The organism is Micromonospora sp. DT15, assembly GCF_049841475.1.
Lineage (GTDB): Bacteria > Actinomycetota > Actinomycetes > Mycobacteriales > Micromonosporaceae > Micromonospora.
Genome location: NZ_JBNCKJ010000016.1, coordinates 39,247 through 56,354 on the forward strand (window position 1 = coordinate 39,247; position 17,108 = coordinate 56,354).

Annotated in this window: 16 protein-coding genes; 10 read left to right on the forward strand and 6 right to left on the reverse strand. The window is 71.0% G+C overall.

Going from position 1 to position 17,108, the window contains the following annotated elements; translation table 11 throughout:
• Position 1: 1 nt before the first annotated feature.
• Positions 2-811: a carbon-nitrogen hydrolase family protein gene (locus ACLQ3F_RS28945; protein ID WP_425852657.1), complete on the reverse strand. Its 810-nt coding sequence runs from the start codon at positions 809-811 to the stop codon at positions 2-4.
• On the opposite strand from ACLQ3F_RS28945, the gene ACLQ3F_RS28950 reads away from it, so the two are divergent.
• The 5 genes from ACLQ3F_RS28950 to ACLQ3F_RS28970 all read left to right on the forward strand — a co-directional run bounded on the left by ACLQ3F_RS28950 (position 810) and on the right by ACLQ3F_RS28970 (position 5,801).
• Positions 810-1,592 carry a DedA family protein gene (locus tag ACLQ3F_RS28950; protein WP_425852659.1) on the forward strand — a complete coding sequence of 261 codons (783 nt, stop codon included), beginning with the start codon at positions 810-812 and terminating at the stop codon, positions 1,590-1,592. The genes ACLQ3F_RS28945 and ACLQ3F_RS28950 overlap by 2 nt on opposite strands.
• A 135-nt stretch (positions 1,593-1,727) precedes the next feature.
• Entirely contained in the window at positions 1,728-2,909 is a 1,182-nt protein-coding gene (locus ACLQ3F_RS28955) for a sensor histidine kinase (protein ID WP_425852660.1), read from the forward strand.
• A complete protein-coding gene (locus tag ACLQ3F_RS28960) occupies positions 2,900-3,544 on the forward strand; it encodes a response regulator (protein WP_425852662.1) in 645 nt (214 codons plus the stop codon). The genes ACLQ3F_RS28955 and ACLQ3F_RS28960 overlap by 10 nt, the downstream gene beginning before the upstream one ends.
• Positions 3,545-4,151: 607 nt before the next feature.
• Complete coding sequence (locus ACLQ3F_RS28965) at positions 4,152-4,709, forward strand: hypothetical protein (protein ID WP_425852663.1); 558 nt, start codon at positions 4,152-4,154, stop codon at positions 4,707-4,709.
• 672 nt (positions 4,710-5,381) lie between these two features.
• A complete protein-coding gene (locus tag ACLQ3F_RS28970) occupies positions 5,382-5,801 on the forward strand; it encodes a protein-tyrosine phosphatase family protein (RefSeq protein WP_355009134.1) in 420 nt (139 codons plus the stop codon).
• Between the two features lie 90 nt (positions 5,802-5,891).
• On the opposite strand, the gene ACLQ3F_RS28975 is transcribed toward ACLQ3F_RS28970, so the two are convergent.
• Positions 5,892-8,186 (reverse strand): ATP-binding cassette domain-containing protein, encoded by a 2,295-nt coding sequence (locus tag ACLQ3F_RS28975; protein WP_425852665.1) that lies wholly within the window; start codon positions 8,184-8,186, stop codon positions 5,892-5,894.
• A 166-nt stretch (positions 8,187-8,352) separates the two neighbouring features.
• Between ACLQ3F_RS28975 and ACLQ3F_RS28980 the strand changes: the two genes are divergently transcribed.
• From ACLQ3F_RS28980 to ACLQ3F_RS28990, 3 genes are all read left to right on the forward strand, one after another.
• Positions 8,353-9,081: a MerR family transcriptional regulator gene (locus ACLQ3F_RS28980; protein ID WP_425852667.1), complete on the forward strand. Its 729-nt coding sequence runs from the start codon at positions 8,353-8,355 to the stop codon at positions 9,079-9,081.
• A gap of 47 nt (positions 9,082-9,128) precedes the next feature.
• Positions 9,129-10,337: a D-alanyl-D-alanine carboxypeptidase family protein gene (locus tag ACLQ3F_RS28985; RefSeq protein ID WP_425852669.1), complete on the forward strand. Its 1,209-nt coding sequence runs from the start codon at positions 9,129-9,131 to the stop codon at positions 10,335-10,337.
• A 70-nt stretch (positions 10,338-10,407) separates the two neighbouring features.
• Positions 10,408-11,256, forward strand: coding sequence for a peptidylprolyl isomerase (locus tag ACLQ3F_RS28990; protein ID WP_425852671.1), 849 nt, complete (start codon positions 10,408-10,410; stop codon positions 11,254-11,256).
• 135 nt (positions 11,257-11,391) lie between these two features.
• On the opposite strand, the gene ACLQ3F_RS28995 is transcribed toward ACLQ3F_RS28990, so the two are convergent.
• From ACLQ3F_RS28995 to ACLQ3F_RS29010, 4 genes are all read right to left on the reverse strand, one after another.
• Entirely contained in the window at positions 11,392-12,429 is a 1,038-nt protein-coding gene (locus ACLQ3F_RS28995) for a LacI family DNA-binding transcriptional regulator (protein WP_350864793.1), read from the reverse strand.
• 331 nt (positions 12,430-12,760) lie between these two features.
• Entirely contained in the window at positions 12,761-14,227 is a 1,467-nt protein-coding gene (locus tag ACLQ3F_RS29000) for a hypothetical protein (RefSeq protein WP_425852672.1), read from the reverse strand.
• On the reverse strand, positions 14,224-14,568 hold the full coding sequence (locus tag ACLQ3F_RS29005; protein ID WP_425852673.1) for a hypothetical protein: 345 nt from the start codon (positions 14,566-14,568) through the stop codon (positions 14,224-14,226). Before ACLQ3F_RS29005 ends, ACLQ3F_RS29000 begins: the two co-directional genes overlap by 4 nt.
• 284 nt (positions 14,569-14,852) lie before the next feature.
• Positions 14,853-15,389 carry a hypothetical protein gene (locus tag ACLQ3F_RS29010; RefSeq protein ID WP_425852675.1) on the reverse strand — a complete coding sequence of 179 codons (537 nt, stop codon included), beginning with the start codon at positions 15,387-15,389 and terminating at the stop codon, positions 14,853-14,855.
• Positions 15,390-15,575: 186 nt separating this feature from the next.
• Between ACLQ3F_RS29010 and ACLQ3F_RS29015 the strand changes: the two genes are divergently transcribed.
• Positions 15,576-16,184, forward strand: coding sequence for a TetR/AcrR family transcriptional regulator (locus tag ACLQ3F_RS29015; RefSeq protein WP_425852678.1), 609 nt, complete (start codon positions 15,576-15,578; stop codon positions 16,182-16,184).
• Between the two features lie 91 nt (positions 16,185-16,275).
• Complete coding sequence (locus ACLQ3F_RS29020; protein WP_425852679.1) at positions 16,276-17,106, forward strand: M15 family metallopeptidase; 831 nt, start codon at positions 16,276-16,278, stop codon at positions 17,104-17,106.
• Positions 17,107-17,108 lie beyond the last annotated feature (2 nt).

The window sequence follows — 17,108 nt, forward strand, 5'->3', positions numbered from 1 at the left end:
CTTAACCGCGCCCGCCGCCCCGGTCGGGGGACGTGAGGTTGACGCTGACCGACTCGCCCGGGTCGGTGCCCGCGCGGGCGTACTCTTCGCCGTCCGGCGTCCAGACGCCCGACCGCCCCGCCGCCTCGGTGTAGCCACCGCCGGTCGACCCGGCGAAGCTCGCCACCGCCACCCAGACCCGGTGCGCGGCGGCGATCCGGTGCGCCCGCTGGTCTGTCACTGCCGCGTCGCGGGCCGACTCCAGGACGCCCGCCGCGTACACGTCGATCCCGAGCGCGGCCGTCCGGTCCGCGTGCGCGGCCACGCCGGTGTCCTTGCAGATCGCCAGCCCCACCCGCCAACCGTCCACATCGAGCACGACCGGGGTGTCGCCGGGCCGGAACCGACGGGCCTCCGCGTCCCCCAGCCACATCTTCCGGTACGCCACCGTCGCACCGCCACCGGTCACGGCCAGCATCGCGATGTGGTCGCCGGTGACCGGCGCACCGACCAGGGCCAGCGCACCCGCCTCGGCGCACGCCTCGACCAGCGGCGCCAACCGCGGGTCGTCGACCGACACGACCGGCGCGTCCAACTCGTACCCGGTCAGCGACAGCTCCGGAAAGACCACCACCCGGGCGCGCGCCGCGCGGACCGCGGCGGCGTGCGCCCGTGCGTTTGCCGCGACATCCAGGGGTACGCACGGCGGCTGGACCACCGCGAGCCGCAGCGGGGTGCGGCTTTCCGCACCCCCACCGGTGTGGTCGACCCGCGCGGTCGGGCGGTCGGCCCCATGGTCGGCTCTCAGGATGACTTCGTAACGTGGGCGCATGATTCGAACGTCCCACGCCGTGTTCGCCACCGGAACCCCCGCCGCCGCAGCGGAGCCACCACAGGACGGGATCGTCGGCTACGTCACTGACCTGGTGGAACGACTCGGCGGACCGGGCGCTGGCCTGGCAGTGGCGTTGGAGAACCTCTTCCCGCCGATCCCCAGTGAGGTGATCCTGCCGCTGGCCGGGTTCGTCGCCGCGCAGGGACGGATGAGTCTGGTCGGTGCGATCTTCTGGACCACGCTGGGTTCGGTGGTGGGCGCGCTCGCGCTCTACCTGATCGGCGCGGCCCTGGGGCGCGACCGGATGCGCAACATCGTTTCCCGGCTTCCACTGGTCAAGCTCAGCGACGTGGACCGGACCGAGGCGTGGTTCCTGCGCCACGGTGTGAAGGCCGTCTTCTTCGGCCGGATGATCCCGATCTTCCGAAGCCTGATCTCCATCCCGGCGGGGGTTGAGCGGATGCCGGTGAGCACGTTCCTGCTCTACACCACGCTGGGCAGCCTGATCTGGAACGCCACGTTCGTGCTCGCCGGTTACCTGCTGGGTGACAACTGGCATCTCGTCGAGGGCTACGCCGGCATGCTCCAGAAGGTGGTGATCGTCGTCTGCGCGGCGGCGGCCGCCTGGTTCGTCGGGTCCCGCGTGCTGAAGGCCCGCCGCGCTGCCCGCAACCCCGAGCCGACAGAGCCCGAGCAGGGCGCACTGAACGGGATGCCCGACCCGGGCGGTCGCGGCACCCTCTACCGAAGCGGATCGTGGGCGTCGGACGAGCGCTAGCCAGCCCTTCTGGTTTCCTTGTTCCTTGCCTTTGCTCTGCACCCCAGACTGCACCGGCGTCGCGTGCTGACGCCCTGCATGAAACGTGCGCCTGCGGCGGGCGCGTCACACGAAGCGGAGCAAGCGGGAGCAGGCTTGCTGCGGAAGGCGGGCGAGGTGGTGGGGGAGCGGCGGACCGGCAGGTGGTTGCTTCGGCTCCGGCTGCCGCTCGGTGTCGCCGTCGGAGTCGCGACGGCCGTCGTCGAATTCGCCTTCCTCGCCGTCGCGTTCGCAGCCTGCAGTGTGTTCGCGGTCGCGCCTGCGGCGGGCCGTCGGGTTACCGGCCTGACCAGCAGGTACGGCGGGCGGCTCGTACGGATGGAACACCGCCGCCTCGCCGGGCTGCTCGCCACGGAGGATCTGCCCGTGCCGCACACCGTGGCGACCCGGCGGCAGCTCGGCTACCTGGCCGCCCGACTGTTGCCCGGCGCGCTCGGTCTGCTGGCGTACGCCGTGCTCGGCGTCGGTGTGGTGCTGGCCGGGATCGTGCTGCGCGCGGCCGTGCGCGGAGACCTGACTGTTCTCGACGCCCTGTCCCAGGTCGCCGTCGGGGCGGTGCTGTTACTGCTCAACGTTCAGGCCGTCGCCAGCATCGCCGCGCTGGACATCTGGCTGGCGCGACGACTGCTCGGCGCGGGAAGTCGGGCCGAGCTGACCCGCCGGGTCCACGAGCTGACCACCAGTCGGGCCGGAGTCATCGCCGCCGTCGACGCCGAACGGCAGCGCATCGAACGCGACCTGCACGACGGCCTTCAACAGCGGCTGGTCGCCCTCGGCATGCTGCTCGGCCGGGCCCGCCGCGCCCGCGACGCCGACCGCACACACGCACTGCTCTCTCAGGCACACGAGGACGTGCAGCGGGCCATCGAAGAGTTGCGCGAGGTGGCGTGGCGGGTCTACCCGTCAGCGTTGGACGACAGCGATCTGGGTGAGGTCCTGGCCATCGTCGCCCGCGGATCCGAGGTGCCGGTGCGAATCCGCTGCGAGCTGCCGCTCCGGCCCGAGCGGCAGGTCGAGACGGTGCTGTACTTCGTGGCCTGCGAGGCGCTCACCAACGCTGCGAAGCACGCCGCCGCTACCCTGGTCACCGTCGAAATCGGAGTACGGGATGGGTGGATCCGGATGCGCGTACACGACGACGGCGTCGGCGGCGCGGAACCGACCGGACGCGGGTTGTCCGGGCTGGCGCGACGGGTCGCCGCGCTGGACGGCCGACTTCTGGTGACCAGCCCAGCCGGCGGTCCGACGACCGTGCTGGCGCAGCTGCCGTGCGCCTAGTCCTCGCCGAAGACTCGACGCTGCTCCGTGAGGGCCTGACGCGGCTGCTTGCCGACGAGGAGCACGAGGTGCTCGCGGCGGTCGGGACCGCCGACCAGCTTGTCGAGGCGGTCGGACGATCCCGTCCCGACGTGGTCGTCACCGACGTCCGGATGCCACCCAACCACACCGATGACGGACTGCGGGCCGCCCTGGAGATCCGTCGCCGGTGGCCCGATACCGGCGTCCTCGTGCTCTCCCAGTACGTGGAGCGGCGTTACGCCGGGAGGCTGCTCGCGGACCGTCCCGAGGGGGTCGGCTACCTGCTCAAGGACCGGGTCGCCCAGGTGGACGACTTCCTCGACGCCCTCGACCGGGTGGCCGCCGGAGGCACCGCCCTCGACCCGGAGGTGGTCCGTCAGGTGGTGGCCGGCTCGGACCGTCCCGACCCGTTCGGTCGGCTCACGCCGCGGGAACGTGACGTGTTGCACGAGATGGCCCAGGGGCACACAAATCTCGCCATTGGCCAGCGGCTGCACGTATCGCAGAGCGCTGTCGAGAAGCATGTCAACGCCATCTTCGACAAGCTCGACCTCGCACACACAACGGGCTACAGCCGACGAATCCTCGCAATCCTGCGCTACCTGGGCTCCTGACCCGCCCAGGCTCCTGGGCAGGACATTGCGGCCGGCCCGGCGTGATCAACTCGGGTTTCCTGATGTCGGGGTGTCCGGGCGTCCGGGATGCCCCGACTTCCGTGAACCCGAGTGGATCACCTTCGAGTGAGGGGCGAATCGACACCGCCGAACGGCGGGGTGTGGGTGGTTTGTCGGTTGATGGGTGGTTCTGGGATGTGGTCGGGCACACGCGTGGGCCGGAATCATGGCCGGACCGGGGTCGTTACATAGTCTGACGTTCGCAGTACCACGGCCCGCCGCCCGGCCTTTGCGGGCGGGTCGCGCAGGGCGGAATGAGAGCCTCCCCCCGGTCGTTGCAGTCCCCACGGACGACCGACGGGCACCGCTTAGACGAGGGTGCCGGCAGGTGGCCGACCCCGGAATGATCCCGGCCCCCCGGTCGTTACACATGGACCCGGCGCCACGAGCCCCCGCTCGCCAGGTCGCCGACCCTGACGCCCGATCAGGCGTCACCCCCCAGACTTTTTCCCCCTTTGTTTGTGCAGCGCCGGACGAGGTGCTCACACCCTCACCGCCGTTCCCCCTTTGACGGTGTGGGTGTTCTACCCCAGAAGGAGCTACTCCCATGAACACGATCATTCGTAAGAGCATGTTGTCTGTTGCTGGTCTCGCGTTCGCCGGTGGTGTGTTCGCCGGTCCGATCGCCGCCCACGCCAACCCGGTCGACGCCAAGCCCGTCGCGGTGGCCGTGCAGTCGGCGCCGAAGCCGCAGGGCGACCAGTCCCACATCGCCCTCAACGACGAGCAGACCGCCAACGTGAAGGCGATCATCGCCGCGACGAAGAAGGCTGGTTTGCCGGAGCGGGCCGCGGTGATCTCGATCGCGACGAGCCTGCAGGAGTCCAAGCTGGAGAACCTCGGCCACCTGGGCGACATGAATGACCACGACTCGCTGGGCCTGTTCCAGCAGCGCCCGTCCAGTGGTTGGGGCACACCCGAGCAGATCACCGATCCCGAGTACTCCACCACCGCGTTCCTCAAGGGTCTGAAGCAGGTCGACGGGTGGCAGGACATGGCGCTGACCGACGCGGCGCAGACGGTGCAGGTGTCGGCCTACCCGGACGCCTACGCCCAGTGGGAGCAGCAGGCCACCGACCTGGTCGGCCAGCACTGGAACAGCTGACCCGCACCACCGCACGGCAACACCACACGTACCGCTGGCCGGCACCCGCAACCCGGGGTGCCGGCCAGCGGCCTTCCTGCTGCCACCGATCGCCGACCGCCACCCCACGGCGGCTGACGCTGACCGCCGTTCCCACACCACCGGCCCCCGGCGAGGGGTACAGCCGCTGGGAGCGCTGGCCGGCACCCGCACGGGGTGCCGGCCAGCGGCGCTTCCGTTTGCGTGTGGCAGGCACATGTCGTTGGTCATTGCTCGTGGGTGCCGCGACGTCGGGCGAGCCCGGAAGTGGATGAGCGTCGGCAGAGCGGGTGCTGTCGGTGGCTGTCAGCAGATCTTGGACAGTTTCCGTTAGGCGAGAACGGAAACTGTCCAAGATCTCGTGGATTCTGGCCGAAGCACGGCGCGAGGGCGCGGGTGGCGATCGGGTGGGTGGGTGAGGCGGGGGTGCGGGAACAACGGCGGTGGCGGGCTGGTTGTGGAGGGTGTCGGTGTGACTCAGTGTCCCCGGGCCTCACCTAATATCGCCCTCGCGGAATACCGTTCGGCTGGAGCCGCGTCGTGCCACTCGCCGAGAGGCGACCTGCACACCGACATCAGCGCCGCCCCCGGCCCACCAGCCGGGGGCGGCGCTGTCTGTGCTCACCTGTCAGATCGTCGCGGCACAATGTCCGGGTGACTGATGCACAGTCGTGGTCCGAGCAGTCGGGCGTACTCGTACTCCCCAGTGGGGCGACGGTGCGCGGTCGCCGCATCGCTGCTGCGACCTCGCCCGCCGACTTCGCCGTGCTGCTGGCACCTGGTCCGGAGCCCGCCTGGCCGTACCGGCGGATCCGTTGGCCTGATTTCTGGGTGCCGCTCGACCGCGCCGAAGCCCTCGACGTCCTACGGGAAGCGCTGCGACGGGCCCACGACGGTGAACGTGTCGAGGTGGCCTGTCGGGGTGGGTTGGGTCGTACCGGGACGGCCCTGGCCGCGCTGGCGATCCTCGACGGTCTGCCGGTCGAGCGGGCGGTGCCGTGGGTGCGGGCCGGTTACCACCCGAAGGCGGTGGAAACCCCTTGGCAGCGGCGCTGGCTGCGCCGCGTCACCTGACGCCGCCGCGAGAGCGCCGCCCGCCGGACCGCCGCCGCTCGTGCCGGGACCCGTCGCCGCTGTGCGCCGGCCGGTGGCGGGGCACCGGCGTCAGCCCTGGCCGATCACCGCCGGGTCGTTGACGTACTCGCGCAGGTGCTTGGCGGTGAGGGTGTCGCCGGTGGCGACCAGCTCGGCCGGTGTGCCGGTGAAGACGATGCGGCCGCCGTCGTGGCCGGCGCCGGGGCCGAGGTCGATGAGCCAGTCGGCGTGTGCCATGACCGCCTGGTGATGCTCGATGACGATCACCGTGTTGCCGGCGTCGACCATCCGGTCGAGCAGGGCCAGCAGTTGGTCCACGTCGGCCAGGTGCAGGCCCGTGGTCGGCTCGTCGAGGACGTACGTGGTGGTCTTCTCGGCCAGGTGGATGGCGAGCTTGAGTCGTTGCCGCTCCCCGCCGGACAGGGTGGTCAGCGGCTGGCCGAGGCTGAGGTAGCCCAGCCCGACGTCGACCAACCGGCCGAGGACGAGGTGCGCCGCCCCGCTGGGGAAGAAGGCGTGCGCCTCGGTGACGGACATGGTCAGCACCTCGTGGATGTTCTTGCCGCGCAGTGTGTACGTGAGCACCGTGTCGGTGAAGCGCCGCCCCTCGCACCGTTCGCAGACGCTCGCGACGCCGGCCATCATCGCCAGGTCGGTGTAGATGAGGCCGATTCCCTTGCAGGTCGGGCAGGCGCCCTCGGAGTTGGCGCTGAACAGCGCGGCCTTGACCCCGTTGGCCTTGGCGAAGGCGGTGCGGATCGGGTCGAGCAGCCCGCTGTAGGTGGCCGGGTTGCTGCGTCGTGAGCCGCGGATCGCGGACTGGTCGACGATGACGACCCCGGACCGACCGCGCAGGGAGCCGTGGATCAGTGAACTCTTGCCGGAGCCGGCCACGCCGGTGACCACGGTGAGGACCCCGAGCGGGATGTCCACGTCCACGTCGTGCAGGTTGTGCAGGTCGGCCTGGCGGATGGCGAGTTGCCCGGTGGGTTGGCGTACGTCGGGACGCACTGTCACCCGGTGGTCCAGGTGTCGGCCGGTGAGCGTGTCGGAGCGGCGCAGGCCGGGGATGTCTCCGGTGAAGCAGATCCGGCCACCGTCGGTGCCGGCGCCCGGGCCGAGGTCGACCACGTGGTCGGCGATGGCGATGGTCTCCGGTTTGTGTTCCACCACCAGCACGGTGTTGCCCTTGTCGCGCAGCCGCAGCAGCAGGTCGTTCATCCGGGCGATGTCGTGTGGGTGCAGGCCGACGGTGGGTTCGTCGAAGACGTAGGTGACGTCGGAGAGGCTGGAGCCGAGGTGCCGGACCATTTTCACCCGTTGCGCCTCGCCGCCGGAGAGGGTCGCCGACTCGCGATCCAGGCTGAGGTAGCCCAGACCGATCTCGACCAGGGAGTCCAGCAGGTCGCGTAGGTTGGCGACGAGTGGCGCGGCCCCCGGGTCGTCGACGGTGCGGACGAACGCTGCCAGGTCGCTGATCTGCATGGCCGAGCAGTCGGCGATGGTGCGCCCGGCGATCCGTGACGACAGGGCGGCCGCGTTGAGTCGGGTGCCGCCGCAGTCGCCGCAGCTGGTGAAGGTGACCGCCCGGTCGACGAAGGCGCGGATGTGCGGTTGCATCGACTCGCGGTCCTTGGCCAGGAGGAGCCGCTTGACCTTGACCGCCAGCCCCTCGTACGTCCAGTTGTTGCTGCCCACCTTGATCTTGGTGGCCGGCTTGTGCAGGAAGTCCTCCCACTGTTGCGGGGTGAAGTCCTGGAGTTTGACGTCCGGGTCGAACAGGCCGGAGCCGACGATGGTCTGCCAGTACCAGGAGTCGACAGCGAAGTTGGGCACTGTGATCGCGCCGTCGTTGAGGGAGCGCTCGACGTCGACCAGCTCGTTGATGTCGAGGTCGGAGACCCGGCCCAGCCCTTCGCAGGTGGGGCACATGCCCTCGGGCAGGTTGAAGCTGAACGCCCCGGCGCCGCCGATGGACGGTTGGCCGAGCCGGCTGAAGAGGATCCGCAGCATCGCGTACGCGTCGGTGGCGGTGCCGACGGTGGAGCGGGAGTTGACCCCCATCCGCTCCTGGTCGACGACGATGGCCGCGCTGAGGTTGCGGAGCGAGTCGACGTCCGGCCGGTTGAGGTTCGGCATGAAGGACTGGAGGAACGCGCTGTAGGTCTCGTTGATCATGCGCTGGGACTCGGCGGCGATGGTGCCGAAGACCAGCGACGACTTGCCCGACCCGGAGACGCCGGTGAAGACGGTCAACCGGCGTTTGGGGATGTCGACCGAGACGTCGGCGAGGTTGTTCTCCCGCGCCCCGCGTACCTCGATCATGTCGTGGCTGTCGGCGGCGGACCATGCTGGCTGCGACATGCGAACCCTTCACGGAATCGTGGCGGGACTTTGCCCCGCCGGGCACTGGCGGGTTCCATTGTCTCATTCATCCGCATGTAGACAGTTCTGGCGAAGTTCGAGCGCAAGCGGCGGCGCTACGTCCGGGAAAGTCTCAAATCACGTCGTAAGCGGTACGGTGGCTCGCGTGGACGTCGCCTCGCAGGATCGGCTGCGCGCCGTGGACCTGGCGGCCACCGTCGGGATCTCGGTGCAGCAGGTGCGCAACTACGTCGAGTTGGGGGTGCTGCCGCCGGTGCGGCGCACCGCCAGCGGCTACCGGATCTTCACGACCGAGCACGCCCGGGCGCTGACCGTGGCGCGGCGGTTGGCCGAGGGGCACGGTTGGAGCCGTACCCGGGAGATCATGGCCGCGGTGCACGCTGGTGACCTGCCGGCGGCCCTGGCGGCGCTCGACGGCGGCCATGCCGAGCTGGACCGGGAACGCGCCGAGATTCGCCGGGTGCTCGGCGCCTTCGAGACCGTGCTGGCCAGCCCACCGGCGACCCGACCCGCACCACGCCACGGCGCCCGCATCGGCGAGGTCGCCGCCCTGGTCGGGGTCCGGACCTCACAGCTGCGGCTGTGGGAGGAACGCGAGCTGCTGCGGCCGGGCCGCACCCCGGGGACCAACTACCGGGTGTACGACGAGGCGGAGCTACGCGCGGCGCAGGTCATCGCGTTGCTGCGGCGGGGCGCGTACCCGTTCGAGATCATCGCCGCGGTGCTCGGCGAGCTACGGACCACCGGCAGCGCCCAGCGGGTCCGCGCCGAGCTGGGCCGCCGCGAGCAGGAGCTGCACACCCGCAGCCTGCGTCGGCTGCGGGGCAGTGCCGCCCTGCACGACTACCTGCGCGCTCGCGGCAACGCGAGTTGACCGGCATCCCGTCCCGCCGGGCGATCCTCCTGACTAGGGTCGGGCACATGAGAGCTGCGCTGCTGGCGGCCACGACGTCCGCCGTCCTGCTCGCTCCCGTGCCGGTCGGTGCGACGGGAGCGTCCGCCGCGCCGACGGTGCGCTGCCCCCGGGTCCCGGTGCCGGCGGCGTCCCGCCCACCCCGGCCGTCGCCCCCGCCCGCCGTGCCCGAGCAACGGATGATCGGCGGCGCGGCGCTGGACACGGCCGGCCTGGTCGTGCCGTCCGGCGCCGCCGCGCCGCCGAGGGTCACCGCCACGTCGTGGCTGGTCGCCGACCTGGACAGCGGCCAGGTGCTCGGCGGCTGCGGCCCCCACGAGTACGGCACACCGGCGAGCGTGCAGAAGCTCCTGCTGGCGGCCACGATGCTGCCCAGGCTCGACCCGAAGCAGATTGTCACCGTCACCGACGCGGACATGAACATCGAACCCGGCTCGTCGGCCGTGGGCCTGGTCGCGGGCGGCCGGTACACCATCGAGACCATCTGGCTCGGGTTGCTGCTCAACTCCGGCAACGAGGCCGCCAACGCCCTCGCGCGACTCGGCAGCGGAACGGACAGCGCCGCCGGCGTACGCGCCATGAACGAGCAGGCCCACCACCTCGGCGCGCTCCAGACGCACGCGGTCACCCCGTCCGGGCTGGACGGCAAGGGGCAGTTCACCAGCGCGTACGACCTGGCGCTGATCGCCCGTGCCTGCTTCGCCGAACCGAACTTCCGTCGGTACGCGCTGACCGAGCAGGCGTCGATTCCGGTTCAGCCGGCGCAACGCACCAAGGGCTTCGAGATCCAGAACGAGAACCAGCTCATCTACCGGTACCCGGGGGCGCTCGGCGGCAAGACCGGCTTCACCGACCTGGCCCGGCACACCTACGTGGGGGCGGCGGAACGCGGCGGGCGGCGGCTGGTGGTGACCCTGCTGGGCGCCGAATCGGCACCGGTGCGCGGCTGGGAGCAGGGCGCGGCCCTCCTGGACTGGGGCTTCACGCTGCCGCGGGACGCCGCCGTGGGTCGACTGGTCGAGCCCGGCGAGCTGACCGCCACCCCGTCGGCGGCGCCGTCCGCGCTGGCGGCACCCGGCGCGCCCCGACCGGCGGCGGCCAGCGGACCCGCGCCTGCCGGCTCGGGGTGGCTCTGGTCGGTGATCGCGGTCAGCGGCGCGACGGTGGTGGCGTTGATGGGCGGCGTGCTGTGGCGGCGTCGCCGTCGGATGCCCTGACGGATCGACATCGGGCGCTGCCGTCCATAGACTCCGGTCTTTCTGGCTCCACCAGTCCAGGAGGATCCCTGTGTCGAGTGAACTCGAACCGCGCCCCGCAGTGGCGGCACCCCGCCGACCGGTGCGCGCCCTGACCCGCCTCGCGGGGGTGACAGTGCTCGCCGGGGCGCTGGTCGTCGGCTCGTCCGCCACGGCGCTCGCCGCCCCGGGCCCGTCGGCCGACCCGGTGCGCGTCTCCGCCGCGCCGACCGTTGCTGCCGACGCCGCCACCCGACCGCCGCGCACCACCCACGGCCCGTGCGCGTACACCGAGACCCCGGACGAACCCGCGGCCCGGCCGGTGCCGCTGCCGCCCGACCCGCGACGCACCCCGGCCCGGGGCAGCGTCCGGGTGACCCTGGCGACCAACCACGGGCCCATCGGGTTGACACTGGACCGGGCCGCGGCGCCGTGCACGGTGCAGAGCTTCCTGCACCTGGTGAACAAGCGGTTCTACGACCGCACCCCGTGCCACCGGCTCACCGCGTACCCGACGCTGAGCGTGCTGCAGTGCGGTGACCCGTCCGGCACCGGTGAGGGCGGCCCGGGCTACCGGTACCGCGACGAGTTGCCGACCGACCTGCCGCCCGCGCCCACCGACCCGACCGGCGAGCGCCGGGTGTACGCCCGTGGCGTGCTGGCCATGGCCAACGCCGGACCGGACACCAACGGCAGCCAGTTCTTCCTGGTCTACGCCAACTCCGCGTTGCGCCCCAACTACACGATCTTCGGCGAGGTCGACGGGGCGGGCCTGGCCACGCTGGACCGGATCGCCGCCGGGGGAGTGGCACCGACCGCCGAGGACCCGGCACCGGTCGACGGCGCGCCCGCACTGCCGGTGACCATCCGCAAGGCCGTCCGCTGGCACCACCACCACTGACAGTGCGGCGCGGTGGGTGACCGTCGGTCGCTCACCGCGCCGACCGTGGGTGGCTCCCGGTCAAGGGCGACCTCGCCGGAATTTTCGGAACCTGACCGGAACCGGTCCAACCGGTTTCCGACGCAGGTCAGGCCGTCACGCCGAGGCGGGCGACCCGGTCAGCGGGGCGGCGGTGCTGTCCCGAACTACCAACTCGGTGGCGAGTTCCACCCGGGGCGAGTCGATGCCCTCGCCCTGAGCCAGGCGCAGCACCGTCCGGGCAGCCAACCGTCCCATCTCGACCAACGGCTGGCGCACGGTGGTCAGCGGCGGTGAGGCCCAGCGGGCTTCCGGCAGGTCGTCGAACCCCACCACGCTCACGTCGTCCGGCACGCGCAGCCCGCGCCGTCGGATGGCCTCGTAGACGCCGAAAGCCATCTGGTCGCTGGAGGCGAAGATGCCGGTCGGCGGGTCGGCGAGGTCGAGCAGCGCGGTCCCGCCAGCGAAACCGGAGGCGTGGTAGAAGTCGCCCGGGTAGATCAGCGCGTCGTCCACCGGCACCCCGGCGGCCTCCAGCCCAGCGCGGTAACCGTCAAGCCGGGCCCGGCTGCACAGCAGGTGCGTCGGCCCGGCCACGAAACCGATGCGCCGGTGCCCGATCGCGAGCAGGTGTTCGGTAGCGGCGAGCCCGCCGGCCCAGTTGGTGGCGCCGATCGTGGGCACGTCCATGGCCGGTACGCCGGCCGGGTCCACGACCACCACCGGCACGTTGAGGCGACGCAGTTGCGCGTGCAGCGGCGGGCTCAGGTGCGAGGTCACGAAGATGACGCCGTCGGTGGCCCGGGTGCGCAGGTTCTGCAACCACTGCCGGGCCGCTGTGGGCTGCCGGTGGATCGCGGAGACCACGGTGCCGACACCCGCGCCGTGCCCGACGTCCTCCACGCCGCGAATGATCTCCACGGCCCAGGGGCTGTCCAGGTCGTTGAAGACCAGGTCGACGAGACCGGCGCGGCGAACGCTGCGGCTGGTGCGACGCCGGTAGCCGTGGTGGCGCAACAACTCCTCGACCCGCTCCCGGGTGTCCGGGGCCACATCGGAGCGTCCGTTGAGCACCCGTGACACGGTCGGCACCGAGACTCCGGCCTCCCGTGCGATCGCGGTGATGGTCACCCTGCGTCCGTCGTCCGCGCCCACCCGCGTCTCCTTCACCGCTCCGGAAGCGACAGCATGCCGTCGCCACCGTGTGTCCCGGAACGGCGTGCACCGTTCCTCGCGCCATCTTGCCTCACCGATAGGGGTTGACGACACGCCCGGTCGGTTCCGGCGCTCGGCGGAGTTACGGAAGTATTCCGGATATATTTCGGCTACCTTTCGCCGCGCTGGCCCGCGGCAGTTCCGTGTCGGCCGGCTTTCCGCCACCGGGAAAGGGCTCTCAGGGCTCAACCACGGTTCGTGCACGGAGCCTGATGAGACCCCGGCTGCGAGAAGCGACGCCGGGCGGCCGGTCCCCGTCGATGGGGCGATCTCAGTGCTGACACACCGGCCGGTTCGTGACCCAGTGCTGGTTGACCAGGTTGACGACTGGCGGCGGGTTGGGGATCCCGCCCTCGGCGGCGATGGGTTTGGCGTTGAAGACTCTCAGGAAGAAGTTGATCACCTTCGCAACCAGGGCCGGGATGGTGTAGCCGATGCCGTACCTCGCGTTGATGGTGAGGTCGGCGCGGTTGCAGCCCTCACGGTTGGCGAGGCCCTGCAGGCCGCCGAAACCGATGCTCGAGCCTCGGGTGATTCCCATCGTGGTGGTGAGCCCGGCGTAGATTCCGGCGCTGAAGACCACCGCGCCGAGGCCGATGAAGAACTTCACGTCGTAGTCGATGAGCAGTGCGTTCGCCCCCACCGAAGTGCCGTCGACGGAGTCGACGAGGTTGCGTTTCACCTGCAGACCGCCGGGCCAGCGTGCGCCGAACCTGCCGTCGGCGTAGCCGAAACCCATGGTGCCGCCGAGCGAGTACTCGCCGGAGGCCCTGATCGTGGTGTGCCCGGCGCTGAAACCGGTGCGGATGCCGATCGACTGCCGAACGGTCGCGGAGAACGGAATGCCCAATATGGTTTCGATAGGCACGCTGAAGTTGACCGGGACGAAGGCGACTGGATGGACGTTCTGGCCGGTTGTGGTGGTGGCGTCGACCTGGATCCGGACCCCGGCCGCACCGTGGATCCGCAACTCGGCCACGGTGACCGTGGACCCGTCGATCACCAGGTGGAACTTGGCCGTGGGCTGCTTCATCACGAAGGCGATGGTGCCGGAGAGGTTGAGCCCACTGTGACGGTAGGAGAAGCGGGCGCCGACCCCGTCTGCGCAGCAGAGACCCTCGACGTCCAGCGCGCCCGTGGTGGCCGGCGCGGCGGCGGTGCTCGACCGGAGGCCGGTACGTGTCAGCGCGTTGCCGGTCACGGCTGGCGCGCGGCCCAGGGTCGCTGTCGCCGCCGGTTCGGATCGCGCTTCGGTGCTCGGTGAGGCCCAGAAGGTGTCGTCGAACTGGTAGGCGGCCGCCTCGGCCAGGGAGACGGGCTGTTCGGACGTGAATTCGCCGTCCTGGATCACGTCGGTGATGTCCACGGGGCCGATGGTGACCGCGAGGTCCCGGTCGTCACGCCGGGCGTCGACCACCCGCCCCACCCCGCGCCCGGTGACGAACATGACCTTGCCTGGTGCCAGCCGGTCGGCGTTGCCGGCGTCGGGGTCGAGTCGCCAGGTCAGGCCCCCGTCGGTGACCGAACGCACCACGCCACTGCCGCCGGACACGATGACGACGTCCGGATGGAGGGTCACGTCCGGGTGTGGGGCGGGCGCGGCCCCGTAGCGCAGATCATCGCCGTCGTCGCCAGGCGTGCTCGGCTTCGCGCCCCGGCATGCTGTCAGGGCGAGCAGGACGGGCAGGACGCTCGCGGCAGCGATGACCGTACGGGTTCGCCGCGTCGTGGGATTCACAACCGGGTCACCACGTCCCGAGCCAGGTTCGCCAGCGCCTGCTGGGAAGCGGCCGGGTCGGCCAGGCTCACCAGCCGGATGGCGACCCAGGTGTCGTCGACGTTGACGAATACCGCGCCGTCCTCGATGTACGCCTCGTCACCGACGCCGGCGACGGCTTTCAGTTCATGGCCGAGGTCGCGGTCGATGTCGAGGATCTTCTTGGCCCCAGCGCCGGCGTAGACCTCGACCTGGGCGACGGGTCCGCTGATCGGGCCGGTGTAGGTGCAGGACTCCGGGGCTGCGACCGGGTCCTCCAGGGGTGTTCCGGCCAGGCGTTCGGCGGCGGCTTTCGGCACCAACGCGCAAGGGTCGGCTGCCCGTGCCGGGGTCGCGGTGACGTCACCGTGGTCACCGGTGCTGGCCGGTGCGTCGACAGAGGGTTGCAGGCGTTCTCCTTCATCGCGACGTCCGTCCGCCGCCGGGTCGGATGCGGCACTGCACCCCGCCGGCACCATTAGCAACAGGCCTAGCGTGAGCATTGGTAGTCGTCGCACAGGTACCTCCTCCTCTGATCGGCAGCAGTCCTCGTCTCCGGTGGCTGAAGCTGCGTGGACACTGCTCATCGGACTGTCTGCGCCGGATCTCAGGCGCGGTCGCGGACCAGGCCGACCAGCCGAACCGCTGTGGACCGGTCGGTGTTGTCGGTGACCCTGGTGACGACCTGGATCTCACAGGCGCGGTCCCGCAGGGAGAACTCGGCGATGCCGCCCGAGGCGAAGCGGATGCCATCGGAGCCTGCTTCGGTCTGTCCGTACGCGGATTCGGTCGGCAGGTTGCCGCCGACGGCGGTGCCGGGGCTGCCGATCTCGATGGTGATCGAGTGGTAGGTGTCCGGGTTCTCCCAGGCGCAGGAGCTGCCACCGTCGCCGGTGCTGCCTGCCTGCGGGCCACTGTCGCCCGTGGCCCCGATCACCTGCGTGACCTCGTCGATGGACAGCAACGCGCAGGCGTCGACCGGCTTCGCCTCGATCCCCGCAGCACCGACCGAGCGGGACGGGTCGGCGCCCGCCGTGGCCGGCTGGTTCGCCCGTGTGGACCCGCAGGCCGTCAGGCCGCTGAGCACAATTGCGGCGACGTACATCGACCACCGACCCCGCCCTCGAACCTGTCCGTCCGTCATGTGCTGGCCTCCTGTCGATTCATTCAGTGCTGGGGGTGGTCGTGGCAGTTCGATGCCGTGCCGAGCGGCGGCGCGACGATAGATGCTGTCTATTCACTAGCCAGTGTCTTGCGAATATGTTGCTAGTATGGCGAAGCCATGGGTGATGTCAAGGACGAAAAGCCGACTCGGCGCTACCGGTCCGCGGTGCGTGAGGAGAGTGCGCGGCGTACCCGGCGGGCGGTGGTCGGCGCGGCCGCCGACTTGTTCGCCGCACGTGGTTACGCCGGCACCTCGCTGGCTGACGTGGCGGTCGCCGCGGGCGTCGCGCGCCCGACGGTGTTCGCCACGTTCGGGTCGAAGGCGGCGCTGCTACGACAGGTCCTCGATGAGGCGCTCGCCGGCGACGACGAGCCGGTACCTGTCGCCCAACGACCCTGGTTCCAACCGGTCTTCGAGGCGGACACGCAGGCCGACGTCCTGCACGCGTACGGCGGCGTGTGCACCCTGATCGGCAGGCGCGCGGCGCGGATCTTCGAGACCGTTCGGCGGGCGGCAGACGAGACGGCTGAGGTCGCCGACGTGTGGGAGACGCTGCTGCGCAACCGTCGCGCGGGCGCTCGGATGGTGGTCGACCGGGTTCGATCGCTCGGTCCGCTGCGCCAAGGCTCCGACGTCGAGCGGGCGATCGACGCTCTGTGGATCTTCAACGACCCGGCGCACTATGACGCGTTGGTGCTGCGCTGCGGCTGGACGGAAGACTCGTTCAGCGACTGGCTGTCCGAACGTATGCAGGACGCGCTGCTGGTCCGTTGACCTGGTCGAGCCGGCTCGTCCGGCGGGCGTGGCCGAACCGGTCGACGGCCGATCCGGCGCGGGGCCCGGCCGGGGCTGATAGACAGGACCGGTGCCTACCCGCGTCGCCGTCGTGCTCGCGTTCGCCGTGCTGCTGGGCGGCTGCTCACGGCCGGAGCCTCGGCCCGTGCCCGCCACGCCGCAGCCGACGTCGGTGAGCCCCACCCCGTCGCCGAGCCCCGCCGAGCGGCTGCCCGGGTTCGTGGTGCTGACCGACGTCGACCCGCGCATCCACGCCGACATCCGGTACGCCACGCCGCACAACTTCGTCGGCCGGCCGATCGCCGGCTACCGGGAGCCGCTGTGCCTGCTCACCCGGCAGGCGGCCGAGGCCCTGCGCCGCGTAGAGGACGCCGCGCTGGCCGGTGGGCACAGCCTCAAGGTGTACGACTGCTACCGCCCGCAACCGGCGGTGGACGACTTCGTCGCCTGGTCGAAGCGCCCCGACGAGCAACAGACCAAGGCCGAGTTCTACCCGGACCTGGCCAAGAACCGGCTCTTCGCCGACGGTTACATCGGCGCGCCCACCGCGCACAGCCGCGGCAGCACCCTGGACCTGACCCTTGTCGACGAGCCCGCCGCCAGCCAACCTCCGTACCGGGTCGGGCAACCACTGGTCGCCTGCACCGCGCCGCGCGGGCAGCGCTTCGCCGACAACAGCATCGACATGGGTACGGGCTTCGACTGTTTCGACCCGCGGGCGCACACTGCCGACCCCCGCATCACCGGGACGGCGCGGGACAACCGTCGGTTGTTGCAGCGGCTGATGACCGACGCCGGGTTCGTCAACTACGACCGTGAGTGGTGGCACTACAGCCTGAGCGACGAGCCGTACCCGGACACGTTCTTCGCCGCCCCGGTCGCCCGCTCCTCGGTCGGCTGACG